Here is a 17,389-nt window from a genome sequence, read left to right on the forward strand (position 1 = left end):
ACCGGAAAGCCGCTATCAGCTCAAACCCGAGTCATTCGTCGGAGGTGTCCAGCGCAGGGTCCAGCCCTGCCCTGCCTCCACCCGCAGGCCCGGCAGCAGGGCCACGCCGAGCAGTTCGTCGGCTCGCCAGAGCAGCGGCAGACGGCTTCGCATGAAAGCCGGAATGGCCGCTTCGTTGAGCAGGCGCTTGAGGTCGCGGGAGCCGCGCCCCGCCAGCAACATGACCTCCCCGCCCTGCCGGTAGCGAACTTCCAGCGGCCCGCCCGGCGGTTCGCCCTCGAAACGCAGCGCACCATTGTCGGGCAGCAATAGCGACTGCGACGGATCGGACCAGGCCTGACTCCTCGGCACGAAGCCGAGCCAGGGGTTGGCCAGCCACCAGAGCCGGCCATGGGCACGACGCAACTCGCCATCGGCGAGACGCCAGATCGGCTCGGCGTCTCCGCGGGCATCGCGCAGGTCTCGCCAGCCGGCCCAGTGGGCGCTGTCGGGCAAACGTGCCAGCGGAGCGAGCCAGTGGCGCAACGCATTGCGCTGGCGAGGCTCGCTCAGCTCCGCCAACGCGGCGATGGCCAGCGAAGGCAATTGCATTCCGATGTATTCGTTGCGGGCGCCGGCGGAAATCAAGTCGCCCTGTGCCAACTCGCCGAGCAGCCTGTCGGCTTCCGCCAGGTGCTCGGCGCTGCGAGTGATGGTTTCGACGGCCGAGGGCCAGCGCCGGACGACGCCCGGCAGCACCCGGTTGCGCAGGTAGTTGCGGTCGAAATCGTGGCAGGCATTGGAAGGGTCCTCCACCCAGCTCAGCCCGTGGCGGCGGGCGTACCGTTCCAGCTCCGCACGATGAATCCCCAGAAGCGGGCGCAGTAACACACCAGAGCCCAGCGGACGACAGGCGGCCATCCCGGACAGCCCCCGCACCCCGGCACCGCGGAACAGCCGGAACAGAACGGTCTCCGCCTGATCGTCACGGTGCTGGCCGGTCAGCAGGCATTCGCCCTCCCCCAGCGCCTCGGCGAAAGCCGTATACCGCGCCTCGCGCGCGGCGCGCTCCAGGCTCGCACCGTCATCGACCTGCACGCGGACCACCCGCATCGGCACACCAAGGGAATCGCAGAAGTGCTGGCAGTGTTCCGGCCAGGCATCACCAACAGCCTGCAGGCCATGGTGCACATGAATGGCGGAAATGGGTGGCAAGGCCTCGCGAGAGGCGATCTGCACCAGGAGATGCAGGAGAACGGTGGAATCCAGCCCGCCGGACAGCGCGATACGCCACGCTGGCGCGTTGCGCCAGGGCGCGAGGAAATTCAGCAGTCGGGATTCGAAATCAGCAGGCATGGCGCAGATCGGCAGGGTCGGGGACGAGGCAAGGATACCTCGTCACCCGCGCTGCGCCGAAGGCGTCGATCAGGCGACGCCGTAGCTCATCAGGCGCTCGTAGCGGCGCGCGAGGAGTTCTTCGGTGCTCAACTGGTTCAGCGTATCGAGCTGGCCGAGCAGGGAGTTGCGAATGGTCTCGGCCATGGCGGCCGGATCTCGGTGGGCGCTGCCCAGCGGCTCGGGGATGACGTTGTCGACGATACCCAGGTCCTTCAGGCGGTTGGCGGTGATACCCATGGCTTCGGCCGCTTCCGGTGCCTTCTCGGCGGTACGCCAGAGGATCGAGGCGCAACCTTCGGGCGAGATCACCGCGTAAGTGGAGTACTGCAGCATATTCAGCTGGTCGCAGACGCCGATGGCCAGTGCGCCGCCGGAGCCGCCTTCGCCGATGACGGTGGCGATGATCGGGGTCTTCAGGCGCGCCATGACGCGCAGGTTCCAGGCGATCGCTTCACTCTGGCCGCGCTCTTCGGCATCAATGCCCGGGTAGGCGCCGGGGGTGTCGATGAAGGTCAGGATCGGCATCTTGAAGCGTTCGGCCATTTCCATCAGGCGGCAGGCCTTGCGGTAGCCTTCCGGACGCGGCATGCCGAAATTGCGGCGTACCTTCTCACGGACTTCACGGCCCTTCTGGTGGCCGATGATCATCACCGGCTGGTCTTCCAGACGGGCAACGCCACCGACAATCGCGGCGTCATCGGAGAAGTGGCGGTCGCCGTGCAGCTCTTCGAACTCGGTGAAGATGTGCTCGATGTAATCCAGGGTATAGGGGCGACGCGGATGGCGCGCGAGCTGAGCGATCTGCCAGCTGGACAGGTTGCCGAAGATGTTCTCGGTCAGCGCCTTGCTCTTCTCCTGCAGACGGGAGATTTCGTCGGTGATGTTCAGCGCGTTGTCGTTACCGACCAGGCGCAGCTCTTCGATCTTGGCGTGCAGGTCGGCAATGGGCTGTTCGAAATCGAGAAAATTCGGGTTCATGGGCTATCCGTCGTTCTGTTGGCGGCTGGGCCTGGTCCGTAGGCGCCCTACCTTACGGTATCGGGCGCCAAGGGTCGAGACTGGCGGGCGGGCGGCCTTTGGCCACCGGCTTCACTAGCGGTAGTTCAGGAAGACGTTGTCGCGGCCGAACTGGTCACGCAACGCTTGAATCAGGTTGTCTGCCGGGTCGATTCGCCATTGCTCACCGAACTGCAACAGGGCGCGCGCTTGCTCGCCACTGTAGTCCACGGTGACCGGGCAACTCCCACGGTGGCGGGTGCACAGATCGGCCAGCCAGCGCAGGCGGTCACCCTTGAGCGCATCGGCATGGACGCGCACCCGCAGGCTTTCCGCCAGCGAGGTGCGAGCCTCTTCCAGCCCCATCACGCGCTTGGCGCGCAGGCGCAGGCCGCCGGAGAAATCGTCCTGGCTGACCTCGCCCTCGATCACCACCAGCGCGTCGGTCTGCAACAACGCCTGGTTGGCGGCAAAGGCTTCGGCGAACAGCGAGGCCTCGATCCGGCCCGAGCGATCGTCCAGGGTCACGAAGCCCATCTTGTCGCCGCGCTTGTTCTTCATGACCCGCAGGTTGACGATGAGGCCGGCGACGGTCTGGGTATCACGCGCAGGTTTCAGCTCGACGATGCGCTGGCGGGCAAAACGTCGCACCTCGCCTTCGTATTCGTCGATGGGGTGGCCGGTCAGGTACAGACCGAGGGTATCTTTCTCGCCCTTCAGGCGCTCCTTGAGGTTGAGCTCCTTGACCTTGCGGTGGTTGGCGTAGACGTCCGCCTCGGGCTCAGCGAAGACGCCGCCGAACAGGTCCATGTGACCGCTGTCGTGGCTGCGCGAGGTCTGCTCGGCGGCCTTCACGGCTTCTTCCATGGACGCCAGCAGCACGGCGCGGTTGATATCGACGTGGGCGTGGTAGGCCTTTTGCTCCTCAAAGAAGTGCGGGCCGAGACGGTCCAGCGCGCCGGCGCGGATCAGCGCCTCCAGGGTTCGCTTGTTGACGCGCTTGAGGTCGATGCGGTCGCAGAAGTCGAACAGAGTCGTGAACGGCCCGCCTTCGTTGCGGCACTCGGTGATGGCTTCCACCGGGCCCTCGCCGACGCCCTTGATCGCACCCAGGCCATAGACGATCTGACCGTCGTCATCCACGGTGAAGCGGAACTCGGAGTTGTTCACGTCCGGCGCCAGAATGCGCAGCTTCATGTGGCGGCACTCTTCGATGAGCGTCACCACCTTGTCGGTGTTCTGCATATCCGCGGTGAGTACCGCGGCCATGAACGGGGCCTTCCAGTGGGTCTTCAGCCAGGCGGTCTGGTATGACACCAGGCCATAGGCAGCCGAGTGCGACTTGTTGAAGCCGTAGCCGGCGAACTTTTCCACCAGGTCGAAGATGTTGCCCGACAGGTTTTCGTCGATGCCGTTGCTGGAGCAGCCTTCGATGAAGCCGCCGCGCTGCTTGGCCATTTCCTCGGGCTTCTTCTTGCCCATGGCACGACGCAGCATGTCCGCGCCGCCGAGGCTGTAGCCCGCCATCACCTGGGCGATCTGCATCACCTGCTCCTGGTACAGGATGATGCCGTAGGTGGGCTTGAGCACGGGTTCGAGGCCTGCGTACTGGTAATCCGGGTGCGGGTAGGAGATTTCCTCGCGACCGTGCTTGCGGTTGATGAAGTCGTCCACCATGCCCGATTGCAGCGGACCGGGACGGAACAGCGCCACCAGTGCGATGAGGTCTTCCAGGCAGTCCGGCTTGAGCTTCTTGATCAGCTCCTTCATGCCGCGCGATTCAAGCTGGAAGACCGCGGTGGTTTCCGCCTTCTGCAGCAGGTCGTAGGTCTTCTTGTCGTCCAGCGGAATGCGGTCGATGTCGACCAGCTCGGTCTCGCCGTTCTTCTGCTGGATGCGATGGATGATCTCCATCGCCCACTTGATGATGGTCAGGGTACGCAGGCCGAGGAAGTCGAACTTCACCAGACCCGCGGCTTCCACGTCGTCCTTGTCGAACTGGGTCACCAGGCCGGCGCCCTCTTCGTCACAGGCGATGGGGGCGAAGTCGGTCAGTTTGGTCGGCGCGATCACCACACCACCGGCATGCTTGCCGGTACCGCGGGTGACACCTTCCAGCTTGAGCGCCATGTCCCAGATTTCCTGGGCTTCCTCGTCGGTCTTGAGGAAGTCGCGGAGCATTTCCTCCTGCTCGAAGGCTTTCTCCAGCGTCATGCCCACTTCGAAGGGAATCATCTTCGACAGCTTGTCGGCCAGGCCGTAGGACTTGCCTTGCACCCGCGCCACGTCGCGCACCACCGCCTTCGCGGCCATGGAGCCGAAGGTGATGATCTGGCTCACCGCGTTGCGGCCATAGGCGCCGGCCACATAGTCGATCACCCGGTCGCGGCCCTCCATGCAAAAGTCGACGTCGAAGTCGGGCATGGAAATACGTTCAGGGTTAAGGAAACGTTCGAACAGCAGGTCATAGGCCAGCGGGTCGAGGTCGGTGATCTTCAGCACGTAGGCGACCAGCGAGCCGGCACCCGAACCCCGGCCGGGGCCCACCGGCACGCCGTTGTTCTTGGCCCACTTGATGAAGTCCATCACGATCAGGAAGTAGCCGGGGAAGCCCATCTGGATGATGGTACCCAGCTCGAACTCCAGGCGATCGACGTAGATCTGCCGCTTCTCTTCGTAGTTGGGCGTGGTCTCTTTCGGCCACAGCACCGCCAGGCGCTCTTCCAGACCTTCGTAGGAGACATGGCGCAGGTAGTCGTTGATATCCATGTCGTCGTAGGGGATCGGGAAGTTGGGCAGGAAGTACTTGCCCAGCTGCACGTCGATGTTGCAGCGCTTGGCGATCTCGACGGAGTTTTCCAGAGCCTCGGGAATATCACTGAACAGCTCGGCCATTTCTTCCGGGCTCTTCAGGTACTGCTGATCGGAATAGCTGCGCGAGCGACGCGGGTCATCCAGGGCGCGACCTTCGCCGATGCAGACACGGGTCTCGTGGGCCTCGAAGTCTGCCTCCTTGATGAAGCGCACGTCGTTGGTCGCCACCAGCGGTGCACCACTGCGCGCGGACAGGGCCACGGCAGCATGCACGTGTTCTTCGTCGTTCACGCGACTGGTGCGCTGGATATCCAGGTAGAAGCGATCCGGGAAAACCTCCAGCCACTCGGCCAGCAGGGAGTCTGCCAGGGCGTCGTCACCTTCCAGCAGGGCCATGCCGATCTCGCCTTCCTTGGAGCCGGACAGCGCGATCAGGCCTTCGGCGGCCTCCTTGACCCATTGGCGTTCGATGATGATCTCGCCATTGCGCTGGCCTTCCTGCCAACCACGGGAAATCAGCTCGGTCAGGTTGCGGTAGCCCTTGGCATTCATCGCCAGCAGAGTCAGGCGAGTCAGTGGGCCGTCCTCGTCGCGGTTGGCCAGCCAGATGTCGGCGCCGCAGATCGGCTTGATGCCGCCGCCCATGGCCGTCTTGTAGAACTTCACCAGCGAGCACATGTTGCTCAGGTCGGTCACCGCCACCGCTGGCATACCCGCTCCGCCGACCGCCTTGATCAGCGGCTTGACCCGCACCAGGCCGTCGACCAGGGAGAATTCGGTGTGCAGACGCAGGTGAACGAAGGTGGCGGTCATGGTGGTCCTTGGCAAACGCGAAAAACGGCAAGCCCCGGATTGTACCGGGGCTGTCCGCAAAGCTACAGGGATCAATGGGCCAGCCGTCGCGCCGGGTGTTTCAAGTCACCGCAGAAGCGCTGGCCGCGAGGAATTCCAGAGAAATAACAGGGCGTTACAGGATGCCGGCGGGATTTTCCAGCAGCGCACGCACCGGCCCGAAGGACCGGCGGTGGATGGGTGTCGGACCCAGGCGCCTCAGGGCTTCGAGGTGCACCGGGGTCGGGTAGCCCTTGTGCCCGCCAATGCCGTAGCCGGGGTAAAGGGCTTCCATTTCCTGCATCTCGCGGTCGCGGCTGACCTTGGCCAGAATCGACGCGGCAGCAATGGCCGGGACCTTGGCGTCACCCTGGACGACCGGCGCGGAGGGCACCTTCAGTTTCGGGCAGCGATTGCCATCGATCAGCGCGAGCTTCGGCGTGACGCTCAGGCCCTCCACCGCGCGCTGCATGGCGAGCATCGTGGCGTGGAGGATGTTCAACTGGTCGATCTCATGCACATCGGCACGGGCTATGCACCAGGCCAGGGCCTTCTCGCGGATCTCGTCGAACAGCGCCTCGCGTCGCGCTTCGCTGAGCTTCTTCGAGTCGTTGAGACCCTTGATCGGGCGCGTCGGGTCGAGGATCACTGCGGCGGTGACCACTGGACCGCACAGAGGACCACGACCCACTTCATCGACACCGGCTACCAGCTCTTCCACCAGGGTGAAGTCCAGGCCCATCTGCATCAACGTTTCTCCACCAGGGCGAGCACCGCTTCGGCGGCCTGCGCGGACGCATCCTGGCGCAAGGCGCGATGGATGGCGTCGAAGGGTTCGGTCTGTACGCTGCCGTCGTCGAGCAGGGGCAGCAAGGTCGTGGCCAGCGTCTCTGGCGTTGCCGCGTCCTGGATCAGCTCCGGAACCAGTAGACGGCCAGCCAGCAGGTTTGGCAACGAGATGTACGGACTCTTTACCAGGCGCTTGAGAATGCGATAGGTCATGGGCGCGACCTTGTAGGCAACGACCATCGGCCGTTTGTAAAGCAGCGCTTCCAGCGTGGCGGTGCCCGACGCGATCAGCACGGCATCGCACGCGGCCAGCGCCTCATGGGAGGCACCATCGAGCAATTGCACCGGCAGATCGCGACCGGAGAGCATTTCTTCGATCTGCAAACGACGATCAGGGCTCGCGCAAGGCAGCACGAAGCGCAAATCGGGACGGCTCTGCAGCAGGCGCTGAGCGGTATCGAGGAACAACGCACCCAGCTTGCCAACCTCGCCTCCCCGGCTACCGGGCAGAAGCGCGACAACGCAGGCGTCCTGCGGAAGACCGAGACGTTCGCGTGCGCCGGCGCGGTCAGCCTCCAGCGCAATGGTGTTGGCCAGCGGATGGCCGACGAAACGCACCGGCACCGCATGCTCTTCGTAGAAGCGCGCCTCGAAGGGGAAGAGCGCGAGCATCAGATCGCAGGCTTCCTTGATCTTCAGCACACGCTTCTGCCGCCAGGCCCAGACCGACGGGCTGACGTAGTGCACCGTGCGGATGCCCGCGCGACGCAGCTTCAATTCGATATTGAGGGTGAAGTCCGGCGCATCGATGCCGATGAACACATCCGGCTTGGCCGCGATCAGCATTTGCACCAGATCCTTGCGCCGGCGAAGCAGTTCGCGCAGACGCCCCAGGACCTCGAACAACCCCATGACCGACAAGCGTTCCATGGGGAAATGCGACTTCAGCCCTTCGGCTTCCATGCGCGGACCGCCGACACCGATGAACTCGATGTCGGAGTGGCGCTGCTTGAGCGCCTGCATGAGTCCGGAGCCGAGGATATCGCCGGACGCCTCGCCCGCGACCAGGGCGACGCGCAGCTTGCGTGCGGTCGATTGCATGGTCAGCGGGTGATGCCGCGGGTGGAGCTCTGGATGGAGTCGCGGAACACCGCGACTTCCGGGAACTGCGCGGAAACTTCGGCCAGTTCGGCCAGCGCCTCATCCACCGTCAGGCCCTGGCGGTAGACCACCTTGTAGGCCCGGCGCAGCGCCTGGATCGATTCGGCGCTGAAGCCACGACGGCGCAGGCCCTCGAAGTTCATGCTGCGGGCCTCGGCGGGGTTGCCGAAGACCGTCACATAAGCCGGGACGTCCTTGCCGATGGTGGTGCCCATGCCGGAGAAGGCGTGAGCGCCGATACGGCAGAACTGATGCACCAGCGTGTAGCCGGAGAGGATCGCCCAGTCATCCACGTGAACATGACCTGCCAGCGCAGTATTGTTCACGAGGATGCAATGGTTGCCGATCACACTGTCGTGGCCGATGTGCACGTAGGCCATGAGCAGGTTGTGGTCGCCGATGGTGGTTTCCGAGCGATCCTGGATGGTGCCGCGATGAATGGTCACACCCTCGCGGATCACGTTGTGATCGCCAATCACCAGGCGAGTCGGTTCGCCCTTGTACTTCAGGTCAGGGGTATCTTCCCCCACGCTGGAGAACTGGAAAATCCGATTGTGCTTGCCGATCTTCGTGGGGCCTTTGACCACCACGTGCGGACCGATCACCGTACCTTCGCCGATCTCCACATCCGGCCCGACCATGGACCAGGGGCCCACTTCTACGTCGTCAGCCAGCTTTGCGCGCGGGTCGATGATGGCGCGAGGATCGATCAAACTCATAGTTTGCGTTCCGCACAGATGATTTCAGCCGAGCATACCGGCTTGCCGTCCACGGTGGCATTGCAGTCGAACTTCCAGATGCCGCGCTTGACACTGATGAACTGGGCGTTGAGCTGCAGCTGGTCACCCGGCAGCACCGGCTGGCGGAAGCGCAGCTTATCGGAGCCGACGAAGTAATAGAGAGTGCCATCGGCCGGCTTCACGTCGAGCATCTTGAAGCCGAGGATTCCGGCCGCCTGGGCCATGGCTTCGATGATCAGCACGCCCGGCATGATCGGGTGCTGCGGGAAGTGGCCATTGAAGAACGGCTCGTTGATGCTGACATTCTTGTAGGCGCGAATGCGCTTGCCTTCGATGTCCAGCTCCACCACCCGATCCACCAGCAGGAAGGGGTAGCGATGAGGCAGGTATTCGCGAATCTCGTTGATGTCCATCATGTTCAGGGGAGCCTGTTCAGAAAAGGGAAACGCCAAAAAATGCGTGGATCACGCATCTGATGGAGCGTCTCCGCTTGGGGTCACGGCGGCCAGGCGCTTTTCCAGCTGCTGCAGACGACGGGCCATGTCATCCAGCTGACGAATGCGCGCGGCACTCTTCTTCCATTCAGCCGCGGGCTGCATGGCGGTACCGGACGAGTAGGAGCCCGGTTCGGTGATCGAACGGGTCACCATGGTCATCCCGGTGACGAAGACGTTGTCACAAATCTCGATGTGGCCGACTAGGCCGACGCCGCCGGCGAGCATGCAGTGCTTGCCGATCTTGGCGCTGCCGGAAATCCCGCAACAGCCGGCCATGGCCGTGTGGTCACCGATCTGCACGTTGTGGGCGATCATGATCTGGTTGTCCAGCTTCACGCCGTTACCGACGATGGTGTCGGACAGCGCGCCACGATCGATGGTGGTATTGGCGCCGATCTCGACGTCATCACCCAGGGTTACGCCGCCAATTTGCGCGATCTTCTGCCAGACCCCTTTGTGGTTGGCGAAGCCGAAGCCCTCACCACCCAGCACGGCACCGGACTGGATCACCACACGTTTGCCGATGCGGACGTCGTGGTAGAGCGTAACGCGCGGTGCAAGCCAGCCACCCTCGCCAACCACGCTGCGCGCGCCGACGAAGCAATGGGCACCAATGGTGACGTTGGCGCCAATCTGCGCGCCCGCCTCGATCACGGCATAAGGACCGATACTGGCCGTCGCATCGACCTGCGCCCCTTCATCGACCACGGCGGTCGGATGAATGCCGACCGGCGCCTTGGGCTTGCGGTCGAACTGGTGGGACAGGCCGGCATAGGCCAGGTAGGGATTGGGAACGATCAGCGCATTGCCGGTAAAGCCTTCGGCATCAGCAGCAGTCAGCAGAATGGCGCCGGCCTGGCTGCCTTCGAGGAACTTTCGGTACTGCGGATTGGCCAGGAAACTCAACTGACCGGCACCTGCGTCCTGCAGGGTAGCCAGCCCGCTGATCACCTGTGCGGGATCGCCGCGCAACTCGGCATCGAGTTGCGCGGCCAGTTCGGCGAGAGTAAAGGACAGCTCGGTCATCATCAGCGCAGTTGGTTCATGCGCTCGATGACTTGGCGGGTGATGTCGTACTGCGGCTTGACGTCAACCACGGCACCACGCTCGACCACGAGGTCATAACCACCTTTCTTGATGGTCTCCTCGACAGCCTGGTCCAGCTTCGGCTTGAGTTTCTTCAGCATGTCACGGTCGGCAACGGCCTTGGCTTCGTTCAGCTCCTTGGACTGGAACTGGAAGTCGCGGGCCTTCTGCTTGAAGTCGCCTTCAGCCTTTTCACGCTCGGCGTTGGACATCTTGCTGCCGCCGTTGACCAGCTTGTCCTGCAGGGACTTGGCGTCGGTTTCCAGGGCCTTGAGCTTGGTCAGCTGGGGGCCGAACTTCTTCTCGGCATCCACGGCATATTGCTTGGCCGCATCCGACTCGAGGAGTGCCATCTGATAGTTGAGCACCGCGATCTTCATGTCGGCGAACGCGGGGCTCGCTGCCAGGGCGGCGGTGATCAGGACGAACTGGGTCAACTTACGCACAATGCACTCCTGCACAAAGCATGGTTGTCATTACAACGGTACGGCCAATTAGAAGGTCTGTCCCAGGGAGAACTGGAAGATCTGGGTTTCGGCGTTATCCGGTTTCTTGATCGGCGTCGCCAGGCTGAAGCTCAGCGGGCCCAGGGCGGTGATCCAGGTCAGACCGACACCCGCGGACATGGCCATGTCCTGGAACTTGACGCCATCGCAGCCCTGAGTAGTAGAAATCGGGCAGTCAGTGTCGAATACGTTACCGATGTCGTAGAACAGCACGGTACGCAGTTGACGCTGATCCTTCACGAAGGGCAGTGGGAACAGCAGCTCCGCGCCACCGGTGATCAGGATGTTACCACCGAAGGCTTCCGGATCCTGATCCGGGTCGGTATAGCGGCCGTCTGCGTCCGGACCATCTGGGTAACCTGGCTGGCCAGGAGACACACGCGCTTTACTCGGCGTACTACGCGGACCAAGGGAGCTGTCCTTGAAGCCACGCACCGAGTTGAAACCACCGGCGTAGTAGTTCTCGTAGAACGGCAGACGATCGGTATCGCCGTAGGCGCCGCCGTAACCGAGCTCGGTGTGGAAGCGCATGGTGTAGGTTTCGGTGAGCGGCGCAAAGATCTGGCCGCGGTAGTCGAGCTTGTAGAAAGACAGGTCGCTACCCGGAATGGTGGTTTCCAGCACCAGGCTCTGCGAGTGACCGCGGTTCGCCAGCACGCCCTTGTTCAGGGTCGACTCGGACCAGCCGATGGACGCCTTGAAGTTGGTGAAGCTGTCACCTTCCTTCTCGATGAAGTCGAAGATCTCGTCGACGGTATAGGCACCGGTGTCGATGTCGTCGCGCTGCACGGTCAGGCCGTAGGTCAGACGCGAGGTCTCGCTGATCGGGTAGCCGATGCTGACGCCGGCACCCAGGCTGTTCACCGAGTAGCTGGAAACGTCGACATCGAGCTCGTCGTAGTCGGTCTTGCGGTAGAAGGCGTTGTAACCCAGGCTCACGCCGTCAACGGTCCAGTAGGGGTCGACGAAGCCGAAGTTGTAACGGGTCTGGTAGTCGGACTTGGTCAGGCCGATGCTGACCTTGTTACCGGTACCCAGGAAGTTGTTCTGGCTGATCGAGCCGCCGAGGATCAGACCGGCGCTCTGGGCGAAGCCCACGCTCGCGGTGATCGAACCGGACGGCTGCTCTTCCACGCTGTAATTGACGTCGACCTGGTCGTCGGTGCCCGGAACCGCCGGCGTCTCGACGTTGACCTCCTTGAAGTAGCCCAGGCGCTCGAGGCGCTGCTTGGACTGGTCGATCAGGTAGGTCGAGGCCCAGCCGCCTTCCATCTGGCGCATTTCGCGACGGAGTACTTCGTCCTCGGTCTTGGTATTGCCACGGAAGTTGATGCGGTTGACGTAGGCGCGCTTGCCCGGATCGACCACGTAGGTGATCGACACGGTCTTGTTCTCGTCGTTCGGCTCGGGAACGCCGTTGACGTTGGCGAAGGTGTAGCCCTCGTTACCCAGGCGACGGGTGATGAGGTCCGAGGTAGTGGTCATCACCTTGCGGGAGAACACCTGGCCCTTCTTCACCAGCAGGAGCTTCTTCACTTCGTCTTCCGGCACCTTCAGGTCGCCGGAAAGCTTCACGTCGCTGACGGTGTACTTCTCGCCTTCGTTGACGTTGACGGTGATGTAAACGTGCTTCTTGTCCGGGGTGATGGACACCTGGGTGGAGGCGATATCCATGTGGATGTAGCCACGGTCCAGGTAGTAGGAACGCAGACGTTCCAGGTCGCCGGAGAGCTTCTCGCGGGAATACTTGTCGTCGTTCTTGAAGAAGGACAGCCAGTTGGTGGTCTTCAGCTCGAACAGGTCGGTCAGGTCTTCTTCGGAGAAGACGGTGTTGCCCACCACGTTGACATGGGCGATGGCCGCCACGGTGCCTTCGTTGATGTTGATTTTCAGCGCGACACGGTTGCGCGGCTGCGGCACCACTTCGGTCTCGATCTCGGCAGAATAGCGGCCCTGGGCCACGTACTGGCGCTGCAGCTCGTTGCGCACGCCCTCGAGGGTCGCACGCTGGAAGATTTCGCCTTCGGAGAGGCCGGACTGCTTCAGACCCTTCATCAGGTCTTCGGTGGTGATGGCCTTGTTGCCCTCGATCTCGATGCTGGAGATGGACGGGCGCTCGACCACGTTGACGATCAGCACATTGCCATCACGGCTGAGCTGGATGTCCTGGAAGAAGCCGGTCTTGAACAGCGAGCGGGTCGCCTCGACCAGGCGGCGATCGTCGATCTGCTCGCCGACGTTCAGCGGCAGGGCCGCGAACACGCTGCCGGCAGACACGCGCTGCAGGCCGTTGACCCGGATATCGGAAACAGTGAAGGACTCGGCGTGAACCTGGGCGATCATCAGCGCGGAAAGGGCCGCGGGAAGCAGAAAGCGTTTCATGGAGTCCTTTTATTCCAACTGACAAATAGAGAATCTGCCGCAAAGGGCGGCAGATCCGAAAACCAACGGGCGGTTACAGTCGACTCAGATCGTTGACCAGGGCCAACAACATGACCCCGACTACCAGGCTGATGCCAATCTGCATCCCCCAAGCCTGGACCCGCTCCGACAGTGGGCGACCTCGCACCCACTCGACCATGTAGAACAGCAGATGCCCGCCATCGAGGACAGGAATCGGCAACAGGTTGAGAACCCCCAAGCTGATGCTCAGATAGGCGAGGAAATGCAGAAAATCCCCTACGCCGGACTGGGCTGAAGCGCCCGCCACTTTAGCAATGGTTATCGGCCCGCTCAAGTTTTTTACCGAGAGCTGCCCGAGCACCATTTTCTTTAGAGAATCCAGAGTTAGCAGGCTCATGGACCAGGTTCGGGAAAGCGCCTGCCCCACCGCCGCCACCGGTCCATAGCTCACTTCGCGGAGCATTTCCGCCGGCCACTGACCGCCGGCGACACCTGCACCCAGGTAGCCAGTGCGGGCCTTGCCCTCCCCCTTGGCTGCCAGGGTCAGGGCCAGCTCCTCGCGCTGGCCGGCGCGCTCAACACCCAGAATCACCTTGCCTTCAGGCATGGCGCGGACACGCGAGACCACGTCCTGCCAATCCGTGACCGACTGACCATCCAGACTGACGAGTCGATCACCAATCTGCAGACCGGCAGCCTTGGCGGGCCCCTTTTCGTCCAGCTCAGCGATTACCGGTGCGACAGCAGGTCGCCAGGGCTGGATTCCCAGGCCACCGATGGGATCGGGATTATCTTCGTTCTTCAGCCAGGAACTGATGCGCACCTGGTGTACCGCGGGAACGCTCGAGCCCTGCTCCAGCACCGAAACACTCAGTTCGCCGGTTTCACCGAGGCGGCGCACCAGCTGCAGGTTGACGCCGCTCCAGCCATCGACAGCCTCGCCATCCACTGCAACCACTTCCTGACCGGACGCCAGGCCAGCAATGGCCGCGGGACTGTTCGCCACCACGGAGCCGATGATCGGCCTGATCTGCTGGCTGCCCAGCATGGCCAGAACCCAGAAGAACAGGATGGCCAACAGGAAGTTGGCAATCGGGCCCGCAGCAACGATGGCAATGCGCTGGAATACCGTCTTGCGATTGAAGGCGCGATCGAGCAACTCGGCAGGAACATCGCCTTCCCGCTCATCCAGCATTTTCACGTAGCCACCCAGCGGAATGGCGGCAACGACGAACTCGGTGCCGTGGCGATCATGCCAGCGCACCAGCGGTGTGCCGAAGCCCACGGAGAAGCGCAGGACCTTGACCCCGCAGCGACGGGCGACCCAGAAGTGTCCGAACTCGTGGAAGGTGACCAGTACGCCGAGGGCGACAATCAGTCCCACCACCATATAAAGGGCGCTCATCGCTACCTCCTCGGGCTCAAAGCCCGCGCTCCTGCAACCACGCCTGCGCGGCGCCGCGTGCGCACTGGTCGGCCGCCAACACCGCATCGAGCGATTCGACCGGCGCGTGCGCTTCGCGGTTCAGCACTTCGTCGATGATAACCGGGATATCCGTGAAGCGGATGCGCCGCTCAAGGAACGCCGCGACGGCCACCTCATTTGCTGCATTAAGCATCGCCGGCACGCTGCCACCCGCCTCGGCGGCCTGGCGCGCCAGGCGCAGACAGGGGAAACGCTGCTCATCGGGCGCACTGAAGTCCAGACGGGCGACGGAGAACAGATCCAACGGAGAAACGCCGGAATCAATCCGCTGCGGCCAGGCCAGGGCATGGGCGATAGGGGTACGCATGTCCGGATTGCCCAACTGAGCCAGCACCGACCCGTCCACGTAGTCCACCAGGGAATGGATCACGCTCTGCGGGTGGATCACCACCTCGACCTTCGACGGCGCAGCGTCGAAGAGCCAGCAAGCCTCGATCAATTCCAGTCCCTTGTTCATCATGCTGGCCGAGTCGACAGAAATCTTCCGCCCCATCGACCAATTGGGATGCGCACAGGCCTGCTCAGGCGAAACCTGGGCCAACTGCTCCATCGGCGTTTCGCGGAACGGGCCGCCCGAAGCAGTCAGCAGGATTCGACGAACGCCCACCTCGCCCAGGCCGCGAGCGTAGTCCGTCGGCATGCACTGGAAGATCGCATTGTGCTCGCTGTCGATGGGCAAAAGCACGGCACCACTGGCGCGCACGGCATTCATGAACAGCGCGCCAGACATCACCAGCGCCTCTTTATTCGCCAGCAAGACCCGCTTGCCAGCCTCGACGGCCGCCAGAGTAGGCTTCAGACCAGCGGCGCCGACGATGGCCGCCATCACAGCATCCACTTCGGGATGGGCAGAAATCTCGCAAAGACCCGCCTCGCCGACCAGCACTCGAGCCTCGAGACCTGCGGAGCTCAGGCGATCCCGCAGGGCTTGCGCCTGCTCAGCCTCAGGCACGACGACGAAGCGCGGCTGATGGCGCAGGCAGAGCACTTCAAGCTCAGCCAGACGGGAAAAGCCACTGAGCGCAAAGACGCGATAACGATCCGGATGACGCCCGATGACGTCGAGAGTGCTGAGGCCAATCGATCCGGTTGCCCCCAGCACAGTGATCCACTGCGGATGACTCACGGCGTACCCCAGCCCACGGCCCAGAGCAACGCGGTGAATACCGGGATGGCCGCGGTCAGGCTGTCGATGCGATCCAGTACGCCACCATGACCCGGCAGCAGATTACTGCTGTCCTTGAGGCCCGACTGGCGCTTGAACATGCTTTCGGTCAGGTCACCGATGACCGACAAGGCCACCACGATGGCCGCGCACGGGAGCGCCAGCAGCAGTTCACGCACAGTCCAGTCGCGATAGATGGAGACAGCGACGGTGATCGCCAGGCAAAGCGCCAGGCCGCCGAAGAAGCCTTCCCAGCTTTTGCCCGGACTTACGCGCGGGGCAAGCTTGCGCTTGCCAAAGGCCTTTCCGGAGAAATAGGCGCCGATGTCGGCAGCCCAGACCAGCACCATCACGGCAACGATCAACCAATTGGACAGCGGCCATTGCTTGAGCAGCACCAGCCCCTGCCAGGCCGGCAGCAGGATCAGCAGGCCGATCAGCAGTCGACGCCAACGGCCGCCCCAGCTCGACGCGCTGTCCGGATAGGTCAGCACCATGACGATCGCCAGCCCCCACCAGAGCAGTGCCAGCACCAGCACAGCACCGGCCAGTTGCGGCAGCCAGGCCAGGACCAGCATCAGCACGGCGACGACAGCGGCGTAACCGACGCGGGCAGACTGCTCGTTGTAACCGGCCAGTCGCGCCCATTCCCAGGCACCCAGGCTCACCACCAGACCAATGAACAGCGAGAACGCCGCTCCATCGAGCAGGAAGAAACCACCCAGCGCGATCGGCAACAGGACCAGCGCCGTGATGATTCGTTGTTTCAACATGACGGGGGCGCCTCGGCCTCGACCTGCTCGCTGGTCTTGCCGAAGCGGCGCTGACGAGAGGCATAGTCCTGCAACGCAGCCTGCATGGCTTCGTGCTTGAAGTCGGGCCAGTAGAGATCGGAGAAATACAGCTCGGCATAGGCCAGCTGCCACAGAAGGAAATTGCTGATGCGGTGCTCGCCACCGGTGCGAATGCACAGGTCGGGCAGCGGCTGGTCTCCGGTGGAGAGGCAACCCTGGATCAGCTCCGGGGTAATTTCCTCTGCCGCCAGATGGCCGGCCTGCACTTCACGGGCGAGACGCTGGGCGGCCTGGGTGATATCCCACTGGCCACCATAGTTCGCCGCCACCTGCAGCAGCATACTGCTGCCCTTGGCCGTCAGCGCCTCGGCCTCGCGCATCGCCGCCTGCAACTCAGGAGCGAATCGACTGCGGTCACCGATGATGCGCAGCCGAATGCCGTTGGCACTGAGCTTGCGCACCTCGCGGCGCAGGGCCATGAGGAACAGCTCCATCAGCGCGCCAACCTCTTCGGCCGGGCGCTGCCAGTTCTCACTGGAGAAGGCGAACAGCGTCAGCACTTCGACGCCTGCCTCGGCGCAGGTCTTGATCACCGCACGGACGGCATCCACGCCAGCCTTGTGCCCGGCAACGCCAGGCATGAAGCGCTTCTTCGCCCAGCGATTGTTGCCATCCATGATGATCGCCACGTGCCGGGGCACGGGCGTCACCTGCTTGGTCTTTTCCATGACAAGAGCCCGGCCG

14 protein-coding genes are annotated in these 17,389 nt (G+C 63.3%); all 14 read right to left on the bottom strand.

Annotation, left to right across the window (positions count from 1 at the left end; translation table 11 throughout):
• Positions 1-15 precede the first annotated feature (15 nt).
• Complete coding sequence (tilS, locus tag FAS41_RS12685; protein WP_138522684.1) at positions 16-1,335, bottom strand: tRNA lysidine(34) synthetase TilS; 1,320 nt, start codon at positions 1,333-1,335, stop codon at positions 16-18.
• Between the two features lie 69 nt (positions 1,336-1,404).
• Positions 1,405-2,355, bottom strand: coding sequence for an acetyl-CoA carboxylase carboxyl transferase subunit alpha (gene accA, locus FAS41_RS12690; RefSeq protein ID WP_138522687.1), 951 nt, complete (start codon positions 2,353-2,355; stop codon positions 1,405-1,407).
• 114 nt (positions 2,356-2,469) lie between these two features.
• Positions 2,470-6,000 (bottom strand): DNA polymerase III subunit alpha, encoded by a 3,531-nt coding sequence (gene dnaE / locus FAS41_RS12695; protein ID WP_138522689.1) that lies wholly within the window; start codon positions 5,998-6,000, stop codon positions 2,470-2,472.
• A gap of 154 nt (positions 6,001-6,154) precedes the next feature.
• The gene (gene rnhB, locus FAS41_RS12700) at positions 6,155-6,766 is read right to left on the bottom strand and encodes a ribonuclease HII (protein ID WP_138522691.1); all 612 of its coding nucleotides are present in this window, start codon (positions 6,764-6,766) and stop codon (positions 6,155-6,157) included.
• Positions 6,766-7,908 (bottom strand): lipid-A-disaccharide synthase, encoded by a 1,143-nt coding sequence (gene lpxB, locus FAS41_RS12705; RefSeq protein ID WP_138522693.1) that lies wholly within the window; start codon positions 7,906-7,908, stop codon positions 6,766-6,768. Before lpxB ends, rnhB begins: the two co-directional genes overlap by 1 nt.
• A 2-nt stretch (positions 7,909-7,910) precedes the next feature.
• The gene (lpxA, locus tag FAS41_RS12710) at positions 7,911-8,687 is read right to left on the bottom strand and encodes an acyl-ACP--UDP-N-acetylglucosamine O-acyltransferase (RefSeq protein ID WP_138522695.1); all 777 of its coding nucleotides are present in this window, start codon (positions 8,685-8,687) and stop codon (positions 7,911-7,913) included.
• Positions 8,684-9,124, bottom strand: coding sequence for a 3-hydroxyacyl-ACP dehydratase FabZ (gene fabZ, locus FAS41_RS12715; RefSeq protein ID WP_138522697.1), 441 nt, complete (start codon positions 9,122-9,124; stop codon positions 8,684-8,686). Before fabZ ends, lpxA begins: the two co-directional genes overlap by 4 nt.
• Positions 9,125-9,172: 48 nt before the next feature.
• Positions 9,173-10,234, bottom strand: coding sequence for a UDP-3-O-(3-hydroxymyristoyl)glucosamine N-acyltransferase (gene lpxD / locus FAS41_RS12720; RefSeq protein ID WP_138522699.1), 1,062 nt, complete (start codon positions 10,232-10,234; stop codon positions 9,173-9,175).
• Complete coding sequence (locus FAS41_RS12725) at positions 10,234-10,737, bottom strand: OmpH family outer membrane protein (protein WP_138522701.1); 504 nt, start codon at positions 10,735-10,737, stop codon at positions 10,234-10,236. Before FAS41_RS12725 ends, lpxD begins: the two co-directional genes overlap by 1 nt.
• Positions 10,738-10,785: 48 nt before the next feature.
• Positions 10,786-13,179 carry an outer membrane protein assembly factor BamA gene (gene bamA / locus FAS41_RS12730; protein WP_138522703.1) on the bottom strand — a complete coding sequence of 798 codons (2,394 nt, stop codon included), beginning with the start codon at positions 13,177-13,179 and terminating at the stop codon, positions 10,786-10,788.
• 73 nt (positions 13,180-13,252) lie between these two features.
• On the bottom strand, positions 13,253-14,605 hold the full coding sequence (gene rseP / locus FAS41_RS12735) for a sigma E protease regulator RseP (RefSeq protein ID WP_138522705.1): 1,353 nt from the start codon (positions 14,603-14,605) through the stop codon (positions 13,253-13,255).
• Positions 14,606-14,621: 16 nt separating this feature from the next.
• Positions 14,622-15,812, bottom strand: a complete 1,191-nt coding sequence (gene ispC / locus FAS41_RS12740) for a 1-deoxy-D-xylulose-5-phosphate reductoisomerase (RefSeq protein ID WP_138522707.1) — start codon at positions 15,810-15,812, stop codon at positions 14,622-14,624.
• Positions 15,809-16,624 carry a phosphatidate cytidylyltransferase gene (locus tag FAS41_RS12745; protein WP_138522709.1) on the bottom strand — a complete coding sequence of 272 codons (816 nt, stop codon included), beginning with the start codon at positions 16,622-16,624 and terminating at the stop codon, positions 15,809-15,811. Before FAS41_RS12745 ends, ispC begins: the two co-directional genes overlap by 4 nt.
• Positions 16,618-17,373 carry a polyprenyl diphosphate synthase gene (gene uppS, locus FAS41_RS12750; RefSeq protein ID WP_138522711.1) on the bottom strand — a complete coding sequence of 252 codons (756 nt, stop codon included), beginning with the start codon at positions 17,371-17,373 and terminating at the stop codon, positions 16,618-16,620. The genes FAS41_RS12745 and uppS overlap by 7 nt, the downstream gene beginning before the upstream one ends.
• Between the last annotated feature and the right edge of the window lie 16 nt (positions 17,374-17,389).

It is taken from the genome of Pseudomonas nicosulfuronedens (assembly GCF_005877905.1).
GTDB classification, from domain to species: Bacteria; Pseudomonadota; Gammaproteobacteria; order Pseudomonadales; family Pseudomonadaceae; genus Pseudomonas; species Pseudomonas nicosulfuronedens.